The following is a 14,502-nucleotide window of genomic DNA, read 5'->3' as shown; positions in this document are numbered from 1 at the left end:
ACCCCGGCGAGGAGGTGGAGGGCTACGCGGGGGTCGCGCTGGCGGTGATGGCGGCCGTCAGCCGCGACGAGCGGGCGACGCTGGTGCTCGACGTGCGCAACGGGGCCACGATCGCCGCCCTGCCCGCCGACGCCGTCGTGGAGGTGCCCGCGCTGGTCGACGCCAACGGCGCGCACCCGCTGGCCACCGCCGCGCCGGATCTGCACCAGCTGGGGTTGATGCTGCAGGTGAAGGCGGTGGAGCGCCTGGCGATCGAGGCGGTCACCACCCGCAGCCCGGCGGCGGCGCTGCAGGCGTTCGCGCTGCACCCGCTGGTGGACTCCCCCGCCGTGGCGCGGCGGCTGCTGGAGGGCTACTGCCGCCGGCTGCCCGCGGTGGCCGCGGCGATCGGGCTGGGCTGAGGGCCACCGTCCGGCGGGGCCGGGTGCCTCAGCGCAGGGCGCTGACGTCGAGGTCCTCCAGGCCCGCCAGATCGGGGAAGCCCGCGGCGGTGGGGTCCTCGCGGGGCTCGAACCACACGGTCTTGCCGCGGCCGCGCTCGGGCGGGAAGGGCTCGATGCCCCAGTCGTGGGAGGCGGAGTCGACGAGCCGCAGGCCGCGGCCGGTGGTGGCGGCGAGGTCGAAGCGGCGCTGGCGCGGCGGGACCGGGGAGTTGTCGGACACCTCGATCCGCACGCGCCCGGACGGCATGCGGCGCACGGTGACGGTGAGGGCGGTGCGCCCGTGCAGGACGGCGTTGGTGACGAGCTCGGAGACGCCGAGCTCGGCGCACTCCTCGAGCGCGCCGGCGTCGATCCCGTCCAGCGCGGCGCGGACGTAGCGCCGGGCGGCGGAGACGGCCTGCGCCACGGGGTCCAGGGACAGCGGTTCGCTCACGACCTCGCCCATCGACGGTTCCTACCGGGCTTCCCGACCGGCCTGCTGGCGCGCTCGCGGCCACGGCGTGGGCGGCTCACCGGCGATCTGCCGCTCGACCTCGTCGAACGTCCACGTGCGGTAGGCGACGACGTCGTCGGGCGGGGCCAGGGTGAGCAGGTGCTCCCCGCGGCGGCAGTAGTCCTCGGCCTCGGCGAGGACGACCCGCACGTGGGCGAGGAAGGGTGCGATGTGCCGGGGCACCTCGTAGGTGACGTCGGCGTGCTCTCGGCCGGCGGCCTCGGCGGCGTCGAGCGCGTCGGCACCGGCGACGGTGAAGGCGCCGTAGGTCTCCTGCAGCCGGGCGGCCACGTCGAGGAGGCGCTGGGGGGCGGAGTCGGCGACGTGCTGCTGCGCGCCGATCTGCACGAGGGTCAGCTCCCGGAGCAGCTCCTCCCCGTGCTGGGTAGCGCGGGCGCGCAGGCGCAGCGGCACACCGAGCAGCCGCACCTGCGCCAGATCCGAGTCGTCCGCCGGCACGTGCCCAGTGTCACACAGGGGCACCGGACACCGCCTTCCCAGCGCCGGGGTGGTCGGTCTGCGCCCGCAGGAGCCCCGATGGTTCACTGTCAGTGACGCATATGTGGCACAGGATCATGGGCGTGGCGTGGTGACGGGGGTTGGGGTGGCGACCAGCGAGGTGCCCGGAGCCCCCGGTGCCCCGTCGTGGGGGTGGCGGCGCACCGCCGCCTGGGCCGCGCTGTTCGTCGTGGCCGTCCTGGCGGGCGACGCGACGCGGAGGGAGCCACCCTTCGCCCTCGCCTTCCCCGCCGCCGGTGTCGCCGTCCTGTGGCTGCTGCTCGCGCCGCCCGCCCGCCGCGCCGCGCAGGCGGCGGTGCTCGCCGCGGTGACCGCCGGCTGGAACCTGGCGTCCGGCGTGGAACCCGCCCCCTCGCTGCTCCTCGCCGCGTCCAACGCCGTGCACGCCGTCGTCGGCGCCACCGTCCACCGCCGCCTCTGCCCGGCACCGGCCGACCGGCTGCGCGGCACGCGCGGGCTCGTCGCCGTCGGTGCCGCCGCCGCGGCCGGTGCCGTCGCCAGCACGCCGCTCGGCGTGCTCGCGGCGTTCTCGCTGAACCCCGACCTGTCGGCCTGGACGGCCCCGCTGCGGGTGCTGCGCTACACCACCAGCACCGCCGTGGTCGTGGCGCTCGTCCTCGCCGTGCGCGCCCACCGGGCCGGCGCGGTGGGGTGGACCGGCCCGCTGCGCACCCGGCAGGTCCGCGAGACCGCGGTGGTCCTGGCGGCCTCCCTCGGCGTGCACGCCGCGGTGTTCGCGGTGCCGGCCCGGGACGCGGCCGGCCTGCTCACCCTGCCCGTCACCGTCGTCGTCGCCGTCGTCGTGGGCTGGCGCTGGGGCCCGGCCCGGACCGCGGCGCACGGTGCGCTGACCACCGCGATGGGGGTGGGCGCGACCTCCGCCGGCCTGGGCCCCTTCGCCGACGTCGACCCCGCCGCGCTGCGCTCGGCGGTCGTGCAGGCGTGGACCCTCGTCAACGGCCTCGTGGGCCTGGCCCTGAGCGTGGAGGTGCACCGCCGGCAGGAGGCGCTGCGCGCCTCCCACCGCCGCGGGGACGCCCTGGAGCAGATCCTGCGCACCGCCGTCGTCGGCGCGGCGCTGGTGTCGCTGGCGCCCGCCTCGCGCGGGCTGGTGCGCTCGGCCAACCCGGCGCTGCTGCGCTGGTGGGGCGGCGCCGGGCAGCCCCTCGTCGGGCGCTCGCTGCCGGACCTGGTCCACCCGGACGACCGGCCCGCCCTGGAGCGGGCGCTGGAGGGCCTGTGCCGCGGCGAGCTGCAGTCGTGGGACGGCGAGCTGCGACAGCGCGTGGCCAGCGGCGAGGAGCGGTTCTGCCGGCTGGCGGCGGCCCGCCTCGCGCTGCCCGCCGACGACGGCGGCGGCGCCGAGGAGGTGCTGGCCAACGTCCAGGTGGTGGACCTCAGCGAGCGCCGCGCGCTGGAGGCGCGCCTGGAGCACCAGGCGCTGCACGACCAGCTCACCGGCCTGCCCAACCGCGCCCTGCTGCGCGCCCGGGTGGAGCAGGCGCTGGCCGAGCTGCCCCGCACGGGCGGAGCGGGCGGAGCGGGCGGAGCGGGCGGAGCGGGCGGCACGGTGGCGCTGGTGTTCCTCGACCTGGACCGCTTCAAGAAGGTCAACGACTCGATGGGCCACGCCGCCGGCGACGAGGTGCTGCGCACGGTCGCCGACCGGCTGTCCGCGGCGGTGCGGCCGGGCGACACCGTCGCGCGCATCGGCGGCGACGAGTTCGTCGTCTGCTGCGCCGGGGTCGACACCCCCGAGCACGTCGCCGACGTGGCCGCGCGGCTGCTCGTCGCCGTGCGCCGCCCCATCGAGGTCGCCGGGCGGCTGGTGGACGTCGGCGCCAGCGCGGGCATCGCCGTCGCGGGGCCCGGCACGACCGCGGCGGACCTGCTGCGGGAGTCCGACACCGCGATGTACGAGGCCAAGTCCGGCGGCCGCGGCCGCGTGGAGTTCTTCAGCGCACCCCTGTTCGACCTGGCCCGGCGCAGCATGGAGCTGGAGGACGAGCTGCGCCGGGCGCTGCAGCGGCACGAGTTCGTGCTGCACCACCAGCCGATCGTGGACTTGGCCACCGGCCGGGTGCAGGCGGTGGAGGCCCTGGTGCGCTGGCAGCACCCGCAGCGCGGCCTGCTGGCGCCGGGCGAGTGGCTGGCCGTCGCGGAGGGCTCGGGGTTCATGGCGGAGCTGGGCGCGATGCTGCTGCACGAGTCCGTCGGGCAGTGGTCGCGGCTGGCGCGGGTCCACGGCCCGCAGGTGTCGGTGCACGTCAACGTCAGCGCCGCGCAGCTGCGCGACGGCCGCTTCGCCGAGGAGGTGGCCACCGCGCTGGCCGACGCCGGCGCGCCACCGGAGCGCGTGGTGCTGGAGCTCACGGAGACGCAGCTGCTGATGGTGCACGACGCCCTCGTGACCGACCTGGGGCGCGTGCGCGACCTGGGCGTGCGGCTGGCCGCCGACGACTTCGGCACCGGCTACTCGTCGCTGGCGCAGCTGACCACGCTGCCGATCGACGAGGTGAAGGTCGACCGGCGCTTCGTGGCGGCGATGGCCGCGGAGCCGCGCAGCCGCGCCGTCGTGCACGGGGTGATCGCGATGGCGCGGGAGATGGGGCTCGCCGTCGTCGCGGAGGGGGTGGAGACGGCGGACACCGCCGCCCGGCTCGTCGAGGCGGGCTGCCCGGCGGCCCAGGGCTACCTGTGGGGGCGGCCCCGGCAGGTGGTCGACCTGCGCCCGCTGGACGCGCCGCGGGGGGCGGACGTCGGGGGCGGGTGGTAAGCCGGGGACGTGCCCGCGCCCCGCCCCCTGCTCGACGTCCGCCGCATCTGGGCCGAACCGGCGGCCCTGGCCAGCCCGCGGGGGCAGCAGGTCCGCGGGCGCTTCCCGGCCGCCGAGGTGGTCGAGGTGGCCTCGCACTGGCGGATCCCCGAGCTGCACGGCAACGCGGGCAACGTCGAGCGCTGGGTGCGGGTGAAGACGGAGGACCTGGTGCTGGGGGTGAAGAAGTCCCTCGCCGCCCGCCCGAACGGCCGCTCGGCGGACTTCATCGCGCCCTCGACGTCGAACGGCTGCGCGATGGCGTGCGCCTACTGCTACGTGCCGCGGCGCAAGGGCTACGCCAACCCGATCACGGTGTTCACGAACATCGGGGAGATCACCGGCTACCTCGAGCGGCACGTCGCGCGGCAGGGGCCGAAGGCGGAGCCGAACCAGTGCGACCCGCACGCCTGGGTCTACGACCTCGGGGAGAACTCCGACTGCTCCGTGGACGCCCTCGTCAGCGACAACGTCGCCGACCTCGTCGCCCTGTTCGCGGGCTCGGCGACCGCGAAGGGGTCGTTCGCGACGAAGTTCGTCAACCGGCAGCTGCTGGACCTGGACCCGCGCGGTCGCACCCGCATCCGGTTCTCGGTGATGCCGCCGGCCGACGCCAGGCAGCTGGACCTGCGCACCACGCCGGTGCCGGAGCGGATCGCGGCGGTGGACGACTTCGTGGCCGCCGGCTACGAGGTGCACCTGAACCTCTCCCCCGTGGTGCTGCGCGGCGGGTGGCTGCACGACTGGGCGGAGCTGCTCACCCACCTCGACGACGTGCTGTCGCCGGCTGCGAAGGCGCAGGCCGCGGCGGAGGTGATCCTGCTGACGCACAACGAGGACCTGCACGAGGTGAACCTGGGCTGGCACCCGCGCGCGGAGCAGGTGCTGTGGCGGCCGGACCTGCAGGAGCGCAAGCGCTCGGAGAACGGGTCGGTGAACGTCCGCTACGACCGGGCCACGAAGCCGCGGGCGCTGCGCGCGGTCCGCGACCTCGTGGCGGCGCACGCCCCCTGGCTGGGCATCCGCTACGCGTTCTGAGGCACCTGCGGGCTCAGCCCTCGCGCGGCGCGCGCCCGGCCAGGGGGTCGGCCGCGGCGAGGAACCCCGTGATGAGCGGGGCCACCTCCCGCGCGCTGTCGAGCAGCATCAGGTGCCCGCCGCCGCGGACGACGTGCGCCCGGGCGGCCGGCAGCAGGGCGGCGAGCAGCCCGGCGTTGCACGCGGGCACCAGCGGGTCCTCGTCGCCGGCGATGACGAGGGTCGGCTGCCGAACCCGGCCCGCCCACGGCACGCTCGTCCAGGTGGTGGCGGCCTGGATCTGCCCGAGGTAGGACAGCACGTCCACCGGCTGCGCGTAGCGCCGGGCGTGCCGGTCGATCTGCTCCGGGCGCCGGGCCAGCCCGCCGCCGAACAGGTACGGGGCCGCCTGCCGCATCCACAGCGGGTTGGACATGTGCGGGGAGAGCAGCAGGGCGTAGGCCAGCGGCGTGCCGGGCACGGAGCCCACCCCCGGGCCGGTGGCGACGAGCACGAGGCGCCGCACGGCGTCGGGCAGGTCCCGGGCGAGCTGCTGGGCGACCATGCCGCCGAAGGAGAAGCCCAGCACGTCGACCGGTCCCACCCCCGCCCACTCCAGCACGCCCGCGGCGATGCGGGCCTGGTCGGCGATGGCCAGGGGGTGGCGGGCCGGCGGGCTGGCCCCGCAGCCCGGCGCGTCGTAGGAGATGGTGCCGACGTCGGCGGGCAGCGCGGCCCGCAGCGGCTCCCACAGCGCCCGGCCGCCGCCGATGCCGTTGAGGAGCATCAGGTGCGTGGCACCTTCCTGCACCTCGACGGCGACCCGGTGGCCGGCGACGCGCAGCAGTTCCTGGCGCCGGGCGGTCCGCCGGGGCGCTGTGGGGTGGGTGGTCATCCGCGGTCCGGCGGCCCTCAGAGGGCCGAGCCGCCGTTCACGTCGAGGACCTGGCCGGTGACGAACGAGGCGTCGTCGCTGCACAGGTACGCCACGGCGCCGGCGATGTCCTCGGGCCGGCCGGCCCGCTTGAGCAGGTTGTCGGTCATGAGCGCGTCCCTGGCCTCCTCGGGCATGGCGGCGGTCATCGCGGTCTCGATGAAACCGGGACGGACGCCGTTGACGGTGGTGTCGAACCGGGCGAGCTCCACGGCGGCGCTGCGGACGAGGCCCACGACCCCGGCCTTGGCGGCGATGTAGTTCATCTGCCCGAGGTTGCCGGTCTTGGCGACGACGGAGGAGATGAGGACCACGCGGCCCGGGCCCTCCGCGCGCAGCCACGGCGCGGCCGAGCGCAGGCAGTCGAAGACCCCGGTGAGGTTGACGGCGATGACCTGGTCCCAGTCGTCGTCGCTGAGCTTGTGGAACATCCGGTCGCGGGTGATGCCGGCGTTGCCGACGAGGGTGTCCAGACCACCGAGCTCCTCGGCGGCCCGCCGGAACACCTCTTGCAGGCCGGGCCGGTCGGTGACGTCGCACCCGAGGCCGATGACGTGCGCGGAGGTGGCCTCCGCGATCTCGGCGGCGGTCTCCTTGACGCCGACCTCGTTGACGTCGAGCAGGGCGACGCTGAGCCCCTCGCGGGCCAGCCGCTCCCCGATCGCCCTCCCGAGTCCACGGGCCCCGCCCGTGACGACGGCCTTGGAGACGCTGTAGTGAGCCATTGCGGTACTTCCTCCCGGGGGCCACCCGGTTCTCCTCACCGGTTGCCCCTCCGACGTTCGAAGGTCGGGCTCACCGGTGGCGGACACCGCGGGCGCCGGTGGCTCGACGTCCGCGGGCCCCCGAAGCGGCCGGTGCGCCCGCGGACCGGGCGTGCGTCGGCGCCGGACCTCGCACCGTCGCACGTCCGCTTCAATGGTCACACGGATGTGCGTCGAAGTCGTGCCGGACGCCGTATATCGGCGCGCCGCATGATCGCGGAGGGCGTCGACCGGTCCGGGCGCGGGCCCGGACCGGTCGTGGCCTCACCCCTCGGAGCCGCCCTCGGTGCTGCTCTCGATGAGGGTGATGCGGTTCTCGAGCATCGAGAGCACACCCGGCCGCCCGGCGTGGTCCAGCTCGTAGGCGTGCAGCTGGCGCAGCCGCGGCAGCGAGTAGTGCCGCAGCCGGGCGCGGATGCTGGGCAGGCTGAGCTCGTCCCAGTTCGGCACCGGCGCGGTGTCGGGGTGCGGGTCGGTCTCGTCGATGGCGGCCACCTCCGCGAGGACCTGCTCGACGGGGATGTCCTCCTCGTCCTCGCCGTCCTCGTCGTGGCCGTGCCCGCCGTGCTGGTCGTGGTCGTGCTGGTCGTGGCCGTGCTCCGCCGGGACGAGGTCGGTGCCCGCCTCCTCCACCACGGCGAGGGCCGAGCCCTCGACGACGGCGACGTCCGAGCCGGCCTCCCCGACCACCGCGAGCGCCGTCCCGACCGTCCCGGCGGGGACCGGCGGGGGCGCGGGGGGCAGCGGCACGAGGGAGCTGCCGGGGGTGGGCGCCGGGCGGACCGGCGCCCGCGCGGGGATCACCACGAGGTCACCCGCGAGCGCGGAGCGGACCGTCGATGCGCCGGCGGTGGCCAGCACGCCCGCCCAGCGGAAGCAGAGCACGGCGGTCGTCGCGGCGGCGCTGGTGAACGCCAACGGGATCGTCGTGAGCGCGCCGGTGGGTGCGGGGACGCCCCACCAGGTCGATGTCTGGGTCATGTCGGTGCCGCTCCTCGTCTCTTCCCTCGGGTCCGCCGCGGCGCGAGCGCGCCGCGGCGGTGCCGCGCCGGAACGTCAGAGGCCGGTGCTGTCCGTGCCGCCGGCGACGTCGGCCGCGGCGTCGGCCGCGGTGTGCGCGAGGTTCTCGGTGAGGCTGGAGGAGCGCTCGACGAGGCCCTTGGCGAACTGGTGCTGCAGCGTGATCAGCTTGTGGGTGAACTCGAAGACCTGGTCGACGACCTGGGCCGGGTCCACCTGGACCGGCCACGTCGGCCAGGTGCCGGCGGCGTCCTGCACGGTCTTGTTCCAGGAGCTGACCGCGTCGAGGACGGCGTCCTGACCCTGCTGCACGACCTGGAGGTACTGCTCCTGCAGAGTGGTGGGCATCACGATCTCCTTGTGGAAGGCTCACTGGTGCTCGGCTTGCGCTTGAAATACTACGCAGGGCTGCGTGGTACGTCAATCGATGTGCGGTGACCAGTTCCCGGCCGGTCCCGCCCGGCACCGGCCCGGACGCGGATTAGGCTGCACCGGTGGGTGCACAACAGCCGTGGGAGGCGCCGAGCGGGGCGCTGGGTCCGTTCATCCGCGCCCAGCGCAACCTCGCCGACCTGTCCCTGCGCGAGCTCGCCGTCATGACGAAGGTGTCCAACGCCTACCTCAGCCAGGTCGAGCGCGGGCTGCACCAGCCGTCCGTGCGGGTGCTGGGGGCCATCGCCACCGCGCTCAACGTGCCCTTCGAGCAGCTGCTCGAGCAGTCCGGCCTGCGCCCCCCCAGCGGGGCCGCCACGCGCGAGCACCCCGCCACCGCCGCGGCCACCGCACCCCCGGACCCGCCCCCCGGGAACCCCGCCCCCGGGGTGGAGGAGGCCGTCCGCGCCGACCCTGCGCTCACCGAGGAGCAGCGGCAGGCGCTCCTCGGCGTCTACCGCAGCTTCCTCGCGCAGAACCCCTGACGCGGGGGGCCCGACACGGGGCCGCGAACGCGGGACCCCGCACACGAGACGCCCGGGCACCAGGCGCCCGGGCACGGCGCGGGGTCCGCCGGGTGCGACGCACCCGGCGGACCCTCCCCTCGCTCGCGCTCAGCTCTCGTGGACGTACGTCCCCGGCGCGTCCTCCAGCACCGGGTAGCGCTCGCTGCCCGTGCGCGGCGGCTGGCGCAGCTCACCGGAGCGCTCGCGGATCCAGGGCGTCCAGTCCTCCCACCAGCTCGCCTTGTGCTCCGTCGCCCGCGCGCGCCACTCGTCCGCGTCCGCGGGCAGCTCGCCCCCCTCGAGGACCCAGTGCCTCGACTTGGGGTTCGGCGGGTTCACGACGCCCGCGATGTGCCCGGAGTTGGACAGCACGAAGCGCACGTCCCCACCGGCCAGCCGCGCACCCTTGTACACCGACTTCCACGGCGCGATGTGGTCCTGCTCGGCCGCCACGAAGTACAGGTCCTCCGTGACCTGGCCGAGGTCGATGTCCACCCCCGCCAGCTCCATGGCCCCCTTGGCGAGGCGGTTCTCCACGTAGCAGGAGCGCAGGTAGAACGAGTGCATGCCCGCCGGCATCCGGGTGGAGTCCGCGTTCCACGCCAGCAGGTCGAACTTCGGCGGGTCCTCACCCATCAGCCAGTTGTTGACGACGTAGTTCCAGATGAGGTCGTTGCTGCGCAGCAGGTCGAACGTCGCGCGCATGTCGCCGCCGGCGAGGAAGCCGTTGCGCTCCATGCGCCGCTCCAGCCGCTGCACCGTGGACTCGTCGGTGAACACCCCGAGCACGCCCGGCTCGGAGAAGTCGACGAGGGTGTTGAGCAGCGTCCCGGTGCGCACGCGCCGGTCCCCGATCGTCGCCAGGTAGGCCAGCGTCGACATCGTCAGGGTGCCGCCCAGGCAGAGCCCGAGGACGTTGACGGCCTCCGCGCCGGTGATGTCCTGGATGACGTCGATCGCCTGCCGCGGCCCGGAGACCAGGTAGTCGTCGAGGCGGACCCCGCGCATGGAGGCGTCGGGGTTGCGGTAGCTGATGGCGAAGACGGTGAGCCCGTGCTGCACCGCCCACTCCACGAGGCTGCGCCCCGGGGCGAGGTCCATCATGTAGTACTTGTTGATCCACGGCGGGCTGAGCAGCAGCGGGACCGACAGCACCTGCTCCGTCTGCGGCGCGTACTGGATGAGCTCCATCAGCTCGTTGCGGAACACGACCTTGCCCGGGGTGGCGGCCAGGTCCTCGCCGACGACGAACTGACCGGGCACCGTCTGGCGGGGCTGCCCGCCGTTGGTGGCGAGGTCCTCCAGGAAGTTCAGCGCCCCGCGCACGACGCTCTGGCCACCGGTGTCCAGCGCCTTGCGCAGCGCCGCCGGGTTGCCCAGCAGCGTGTTCGTCGGCGCGGCGGCGTCGACGATCTGCTTGACGAGGAACTCGGTCTTCGCCTTCTGCGCCGGCTCCAGGTCGGCGGCGCCCAGCAGCTCGCCCGACAGCCGCTCCAGCAGCAGGTGCTGCTGCCGCAGCGCCCAGTACCAGGGGTTCTGCTCCCACGCGGCGTCGGCGAAGCGCTTGTCCCTGGGGATCTCCTTGACCGGCCCGTCGGCCTGCTCGCCGGTCGCGCGCAGCATCCCGGCCGCCAGCGCCTCGCTCGTGCCGAAGGCGTAGCGCCAGAACGCGGCGGACGTCTGGGCGGGGGTGGCGGCGAGGCGCTGGCCGAACTGCAGCAGCGCGGGGCCGAAACCCCCCGGGTCGAGGTCGTCGAGGAGGTTCTGCCCGGGGACGGCCTTGCTGGCCGCGTCGACCGCCTCCTCCACGCCCTCGCCCCACTCGGGGCGGGGCGGGGTGCCCGACGTGCGCTGCGCGCCGGCGCTGGTGTCCGCGCTCACATGTACTGCCCACCGTTGACCGAGTAGACCTGGCCGGTGATGAAGGCCGACTCGGGGTCGGCGAGGAACTCCACGACGCGCGCGACCTCGGAGGGCTCGCCGAGGCGGCCGACCGGGATCTTCGCGATGACCTTGTCGAGGGCCTCCTGCGGCACCGCGGCCACCATGTCGGTCGCGACGTAGCCGGGGGCGACCGCGTTCACGGTGATGCCCTTGCGGGCGGTCTCCTGCGCGAGGCTCATGGTGAGCCCGAACAGGCCGGCCTTGGCGGCGGAGTAGTTGGCCTGCCCGATGTTGCCGGACTCGCCGATGATCGAGCTGATGTTCACGATGCGGCCGTACCCGCGGTCCAGCATGTGCTGCAGCACCGCGCGGGAGAGGTAGAACGCGCCCGACAGGTTGACCTGCACGACGCGGTCCCAGTCGTCCACCTGCATCTTGCGGACGGTCTTGTCCGCGGTGATGCCGGCGTTGTTGACGAGGATGTCCAGGCGGCCGTGCTCGGCGAGGACCTCGCCGATGACGCGCTCGCAGTCGGCGCTGGAGCCGATGTCGCCCTGGTGGATGGTGGAGCCCGGGTGGTCCTCGGCGAACTTCTTCGCGGCCTCGGTGTCGCGGGAGTACCCGGCGGCCACCGTCACGCCGCGCGCGGCGAGCCGGTCGCTGATCGCGCGGCCGATGCCCCGCACGCCGCCGGTCACGAGGGCCACCTGTCCGGTCATGTCGCTCATCTGTGCCACTCCTTCCGTCCGCGGAGCCGCAGCTGCCGCGCGAGTTCCACCGGGCCGGGACCGGCCGGGATCGGTTCGTCGTGATGGTTCTGGAGTGGTCGCCACGCTGCGACCGAGGTGCTGGGAACTGCCCGGGTGCCGCCGGGGCGGGACCCCGGCGGCACCGCGGTGCGTCAGGCGGCCGGGACGCGCAGGACGATCGCGTCGCCCTGGCCGCCGCCGCCGCACAGGCCGGCGGCACCGAGGCCGCCGCCGCGGCGCTGCAGCTCCAGGGCCAGGTGCAGCACGACGCGGGCGCCGCTCATCCCGATGGGGTGGCCCATCGAGATCGCGCCGCCGTTGACGTTGACGATGTCGTCGGAGACGCCCAGGTCGCGGATCGACTGGATGGCCACGGACGCGAACGCCTCGTTGATCTCCAGCAGGTCCAGGTCGGCCACGGTGACGCCGGCCTTGGCCACGGCGCGCTTGATGGCGTTGGAGGGCTGGGACTGCAGCGACGGGTCCGGTCCGGCGACGGTGCCGTAGGACTCGATGACGGCGAGGACGGGCAGGCCGAGCGCCGCCGCCTTCTCCTCGCTCATGACGACGACGGCCGCCGCGCCGTCGGAGATCTGCGAGGCCGAACCGGCGGTGATGGTGCCGTCGGGGGCGAACGCGGGGCGCAGCTTGGCGAGGGTCTCGGCGGTGGTGTCGGCCCGCACGCCCTCGTCGTCGCTGACGACGACCGGGTCGCCCTTGCGCTGCTTGATGCTCACGGGGACGATCTCGCCGTCGAAGACGCCGTCCTTCATCGCCCGCGAGGCGCGCTCGTGGGAGCGGGCGGCGTACTCGTCCTGCTCCTGCCGGGAGATCCCGAGGGCGCGGTTGTACTCCTCGGTGGACTCGCCCATGCCGCGCTGCTCGATGGTGCAGAACAGGCCGTCGTGCAGGGTGGAGTCGACGACCGTCTGGTTGCCGTAGCGGAACCCGCCGCGCGCACCGGGCAGCAGGTAGGGGGCGTTCGTCATGGACTCCATGCCGCCGGCGACGACGACCTCGGCCTCGCCGAGGCGGACGAGCTGGTCGGCGTGGGCGATGGCGTTGATGCCCGAGAGGCACACCTTGTTCACCGTCTCGGCGGGGACCTGCATCGGGATGCCCGCGTTGAGGGCGGCCTTGCGGGAGGTGATCTGCCCGGCGCCGGCCTGCAGGACGTGGCCCATCACGACGTAGTCCACCTGGTCCCCGCCCAGCCCGGCCCGCTCCAGCGCGCCGGTGATGGCGATACCCCCCAGGTCCACGGCCTGGAAGGACTTCAGCGATCCGAGCAGCTTCCCGATGGGGGTGCGCGCACCGCTGACGAGGACGGACTTCGGCATGGGGAGCCTCCAGTGGCGGGGATGGACTGCGGTGTGGCGCGGTCCGCCCGGCGCGTGCGCGGGTGGACCGGCGGCGTGTCGATCCGGCGGTATCTGGTGTCGCTCGGTGAGCGACCATGAGCCGTGCGTGGAGCAGCGCTCGCATGCTCTCCACCTCGGCGCCTCCAGGGCAACCCCTCCGTGAGCACGCTCACACTCTCTGCACGAGCGGGTGTCGCCGCGCGGTGTTACAACCCGACCGCGCCGTCGGGTTCCGGGGCCGCACCCGGCGGTTTCCCCGCGGCGTCACGTCCCGGCAAACCCGCCGACACCGGCGCGCCACCCGGGTGCGCAATTCGCTCCCGGCACCGGTTGCCGGCCCTCAGCCCAGGTGGCGCAGCCGCGGCCAGTCCGCACCCCGGTCGCCGTCGTACCGGCACACCGACACCGGTGCGCCGGCCTCGTCGTTGTCCAGCCCGGCGGCGTTGCCCAGCCGCGCCGCGAGGCGGCAGCCGCCGAACACGTCGGGGCGTTCCAGACCGACGAGCACCACCGTCGTCGTGGTGGCCGGCGGCGGCCCCCAGCCGGCGAAGCCGTTGTGCCCGGAGAACACCGGCGGCAGGTCCGCGCCCTGCCGCCGCGCCCGTGCCAGCGCCCCCGCCTCCCCGTAGTTGGCGGTGATGACGGCGGTGGAGGCGGCGGGCAGCCCGGCGGTGACCTCCCCCACCGTGCGCACCAGCTCCGGCCAGCCGACCTGCTCGCCGAGGTCGTAGTTCACCGCGAGCAGCGGCCCGGCGTCGCGCACCGGCAGCCACGGCAGGGTGCTCAGCCCCGCCCCGACGAGGTTGCCCGCCACGGCCAGCACCGCCAGCGGGCGGCGCCCCGGCCCGCGCGCCGCCCAGCGCAGCAGCGGCGCCGCGGCCGCTGCGAGCACCGCCGGTGCCGGGCCCATCGCGTAGTACGGCTTGCCACCGGTCAGGGCGGTCTCGGCGAGCAGCAGCAGGTAGGCGACGGCCAGCCACCGCTGCGGGGAGCGCCACAGCACCACCAGGCCCGCGACGAACACCGGGAACAGCAGCGGGCCCACCATGAGCACCTGCAGCGGCAGGACCTCCCAGCGCTCCACCGACGTTCCCGAGGAACCCGCGGCGATCGCCCGCGACATCTCCAGCTGCGGCCAGCCCGCGGCGGCCTGCCAGGTCAGGTGCGGCGCGGCCAGCAGCACCGCCAGGGCGGCCGCCGCCCACGGCCAGGGTGGGCGCAGCGGCCGCCGCGGCCCGCACAGCAGCAGCGCGAGGCCGCAGCAGGCCAGCACGACGGCCGGCAGCAGCTTGACGTGCAGGGCGACGCCGGTGGCGGCCCCCAGCAGCAGCCAGGGCACCGGGCCGCCGAGCCGCAGCGCGCGCAGCAGCAGCAGGACGAGGACGGCGGTGCCGAACAGGTCGAACGTCGTCGTGGAGAACAGGTGCCCGGTGGCGACGAGCACCGCGAGGGTGGCGATGGCCGCGGCGGCGGTCGTGGCGGCGGTGGTGCAGCGCGAGCCGACCTCCCGGGCGGTGGCCGCGGCGACGAGCGCGTTGGCCGCGGCGGCGAGCGCGGGCGGTGGC

14 protein-coding genes are annotated in these 14,502 nt (G+C 75.1%); 4 read left to right on the top strand and 10 right to left on the bottom strand.

From position 1 onward, the window contains the following. Nucleotides 1-401, top strand: a 401-nt coding sequence (locus ABEB16_RS12545; protein WP_486335983.1) for a family 4 glycosyl hydrolase, incomplete at its 5' end; no start/stop codon positions are given. Nucleotides 402-429: 28 nt separating this feature from the next. Here ABEB16_RS12545 and ABEB16_RS12540 read toward each other — a convergent pair. Beyond that, nucleotides 430-888 carry an ATP-binding protein gene (locus ABEB16_RS12540; RefSeq protein WP_345712584.1) on the bottom strand — a complete coding sequence of 153 codons (459 nt, stop codon included), beginning with the start codon at nt 886-888 and terminating at the stop codon, nt 430-432. A 9-nt stretch (nt 889-897) separates the two neighbouring features. Beyond that, a complete protein-coding gene (locus ABEB16_RS12535; RefSeq protein ID WP_345712583.1) occupies nt 898-1,395 on the bottom strand; it encodes a hypothetical protein in 498 nt (165 codons plus the stop codon). A 145-nt stretch (nt 1,396-1,540) separates the two neighbouring features. On the opposite strand from ABEB16_RS12535, the gene ABEB16_RS12530 reads away from it, so the two are divergent. Continuing rightward, the gene (locus ABEB16_RS12530) at nt 1,541-4,231 is read left to right on the top strand and encodes a putative bifunctional diguanylate cyclase/phosphodiesterase (RefSeq protein ID WP_345712582.1); all 2,691 of its coding nucleotides are present in this window, start codon (nt 1,541-1,543) and stop codon (nt 4,229-4,231) included. 9 nt (nt 4,232-4,240) lie between these two features. Continuing rightward, on the top strand, nt 4,241-5,308 hold the full coding sequence (locus ABEB16_RS12525; protein ID WP_345712581.1) for a spore photoproduct lyase family protein: 1,068 nt from the start codon (nt 4,241-4,243) through the stop codon (nt 5,306-5,308). A gap of 13 nt (nt 5,309-5,321) precedes the next feature. Here ABEB16_RS12525 and ABEB16_RS12520 read toward each other — a convergent pair whose 3' ends face one another. The 4 genes from ABEB16_RS12520 to ABEB16_RS12505 all read right to left on the bottom strand — a co-directional run bounded on the left by ABEB16_RS12520 (nt 5,322) and on the right by ABEB16_RS12505 (nt 8,353). Next, the gene (locus ABEB16_RS12520) at nt 5,322-6,182 is read right to left on the bottom strand and encodes an alpha/beta fold hydrolase (RefSeq protein ID WP_345712580.1); all 861 of its coding nucleotides are present in this window, start codon (nt 6,180-6,182) and stop codon (nt 5,322-5,324) included. 17 nt (nt 6,183-6,199) lie between these two features. Further along, the gene (fabG, locus tag ABEB16_RS12515; protein ID WP_345712579.1) at nt 6,200-6,946 is read right to left on the bottom strand and encodes a 3-oxoacyl-ACP reductase FabG; all 747 of its coding nucleotides are present in this window, start codon (nt 6,944-6,946) and stop codon (nt 6,200-6,202) included. A gap of 303 nt (nt 6,947-7,249) precedes the next feature. After that, on the bottom strand, nt 7,250-7,966 hold the full coding sequence (locus ABEB16_RS12510) for a hypothetical protein (protein ID WP_345712578.1): 717 nt from the start codon (nt 7,964-7,966) through the stop codon (nt 7,250-7,252). A gap of 75 nt (nt 7,967-8,041) precedes the next feature. After that, nucleotides 8,042-8,353: a hypothetical protein gene (locus tag ABEB16_RS12505; RefSeq protein WP_345712577.1), complete on the bottom strand. Its 312-nt coding sequence runs from the start codon at nt 8,351-8,353 to the stop codon at nt 8,042-8,044. Between the two features lie 146 nt (nt 8,354-8,499). On the opposite strand from ABEB16_RS12505, the gene ABEB16_RS12500 reads away from it, so the two are divergent. Continuing rightward, entirely contained in the window at nt 8,500-8,922 is a 423-nt protein-coding gene (locus ABEB16_RS12500; RefSeq protein WP_345712576.1) for a helix-turn-helix domain-containing protein, read from the top strand. A 129-nt stretch (nt 8,923-9,051) separates the two neighbouring features. On the opposite strand, the gene ABEB16_RS12495 is transcribed toward ABEB16_RS12500, so the two are convergent. From ABEB16_RS12495 to ABEB16_RS12480, 4 genes are all read right to left on the bottom strand, one after another. Next, on the bottom strand, nt 9,052-10,824 hold the full coding sequence (locus ABEB16_RS12495) for a PHA/PHB synthase family protein (RefSeq protein WP_345712575.1): 1,773 nt from the start codon (nt 10,822-10,824) through the stop codon (nt 9,052-9,054). Continuing rightward, on the bottom strand, nt 10,821-11,555 hold the full coding sequence (locus ABEB16_RS12490) for a beta-ketoacyl-ACP reductase (protein ID WP_345712574.1): 735 nt from the start codon (nt 11,553-11,555) through the stop codon (nt 10,821-10,823). Before ABEB16_RS12490 ends, ABEB16_RS12495 begins: the two co-directional genes overlap by 4 nt. A gap of 173 nt (nt 11,556-11,728) precedes the next feature. Then, nucleotides 11,729-12,916, bottom strand: coding sequence for an acetyl-CoA C-acetyltransferase (locus ABEB16_RS12485; RefSeq protein WP_345712573.1), 1,188 nt, complete (start codon nt 12,914-12,916; stop codon nt 11,729-11,731). A gap of 361 nt (nt 12,917-13,277) precedes the next feature. Beyond that, a partial coding sequence (locus tag ABEB16_RS12480; protein WP_345712572.1) for a glycosyltransferase family 39 protein occupies nt 13,278-14,502 on the bottom strand: 1,225 nt, incomplete at its 5' end.

Source organism: Kineococcus glutinatus, assembly GCF_039542765.1.
Classification (GTDB): Bacteria; Actinomycetota; Actinomycetes; order Actinomycetales; family Kineococcaceae; genus Kineococcus_A; species Kineococcus_A glutinatus.
Note: the sequence above shows the minus strand (reverse complement) of the source record. Positions and strands in the feature narration are given on the sequence as shown.

What these genes read in the sequence shown, in the direction of transcription:
- ABEB16_RS12540 (WP_345712584.1), bottom strand. Translation starts at nt 888, where the DNA reads ATGGGCGAGGTCGTGAGCGAACCGCTGTCCCTGGACCCCGTGGCGCAG.
- ABEB16_RS12520 (WP_345712580.1), bottom strand. Translation starts at nt 6,182, where the DNA reads ATGACCACCCACCCCACAGCGCCCCGGCGGACCGCCCGGCGCCAGGAA.
- fabG (WP_345712579.1), bottom strand. Translation starts at nt 6,946, where the DNA reads ATGGCTCACTACAGCGTCTCCAAGGCCGTCGTCACGGGCGGGGCCCGT.
- ABEB16_RS12510 (WP_345712578.1), bottom strand. Translation starts at nt 7,966, where the DNA reads ATGACCCAGACATCGACCTGGTGGGGCGTCCCCGCACCCACCGGCGCG.
- ABEB16_RS12505 (WP_345712577.1), bottom strand. Translation starts at nt 8,353, where the DNA reads ATGCCCACCACTCTGCAGGAGCAGTACCTCCAGGTCGTGCAGCAGGGT.
- ABEB16_RS12490 (WP_345712574.1), bottom strand. Translation starts at nt 11,555, where the DNA reads ATGAGCGACATGACCGGACAGGTGGCCCTCGTGACCGGCGGCGTGCGG.
- ABEB16_RS12485 (WP_345712573.1), bottom strand. Translation starts at nt 12,916, where the DNA reads ATGCCGAAGTCCGTCCTCGTCAGCGGTGCGCGCACCCCCATCGGGAAG.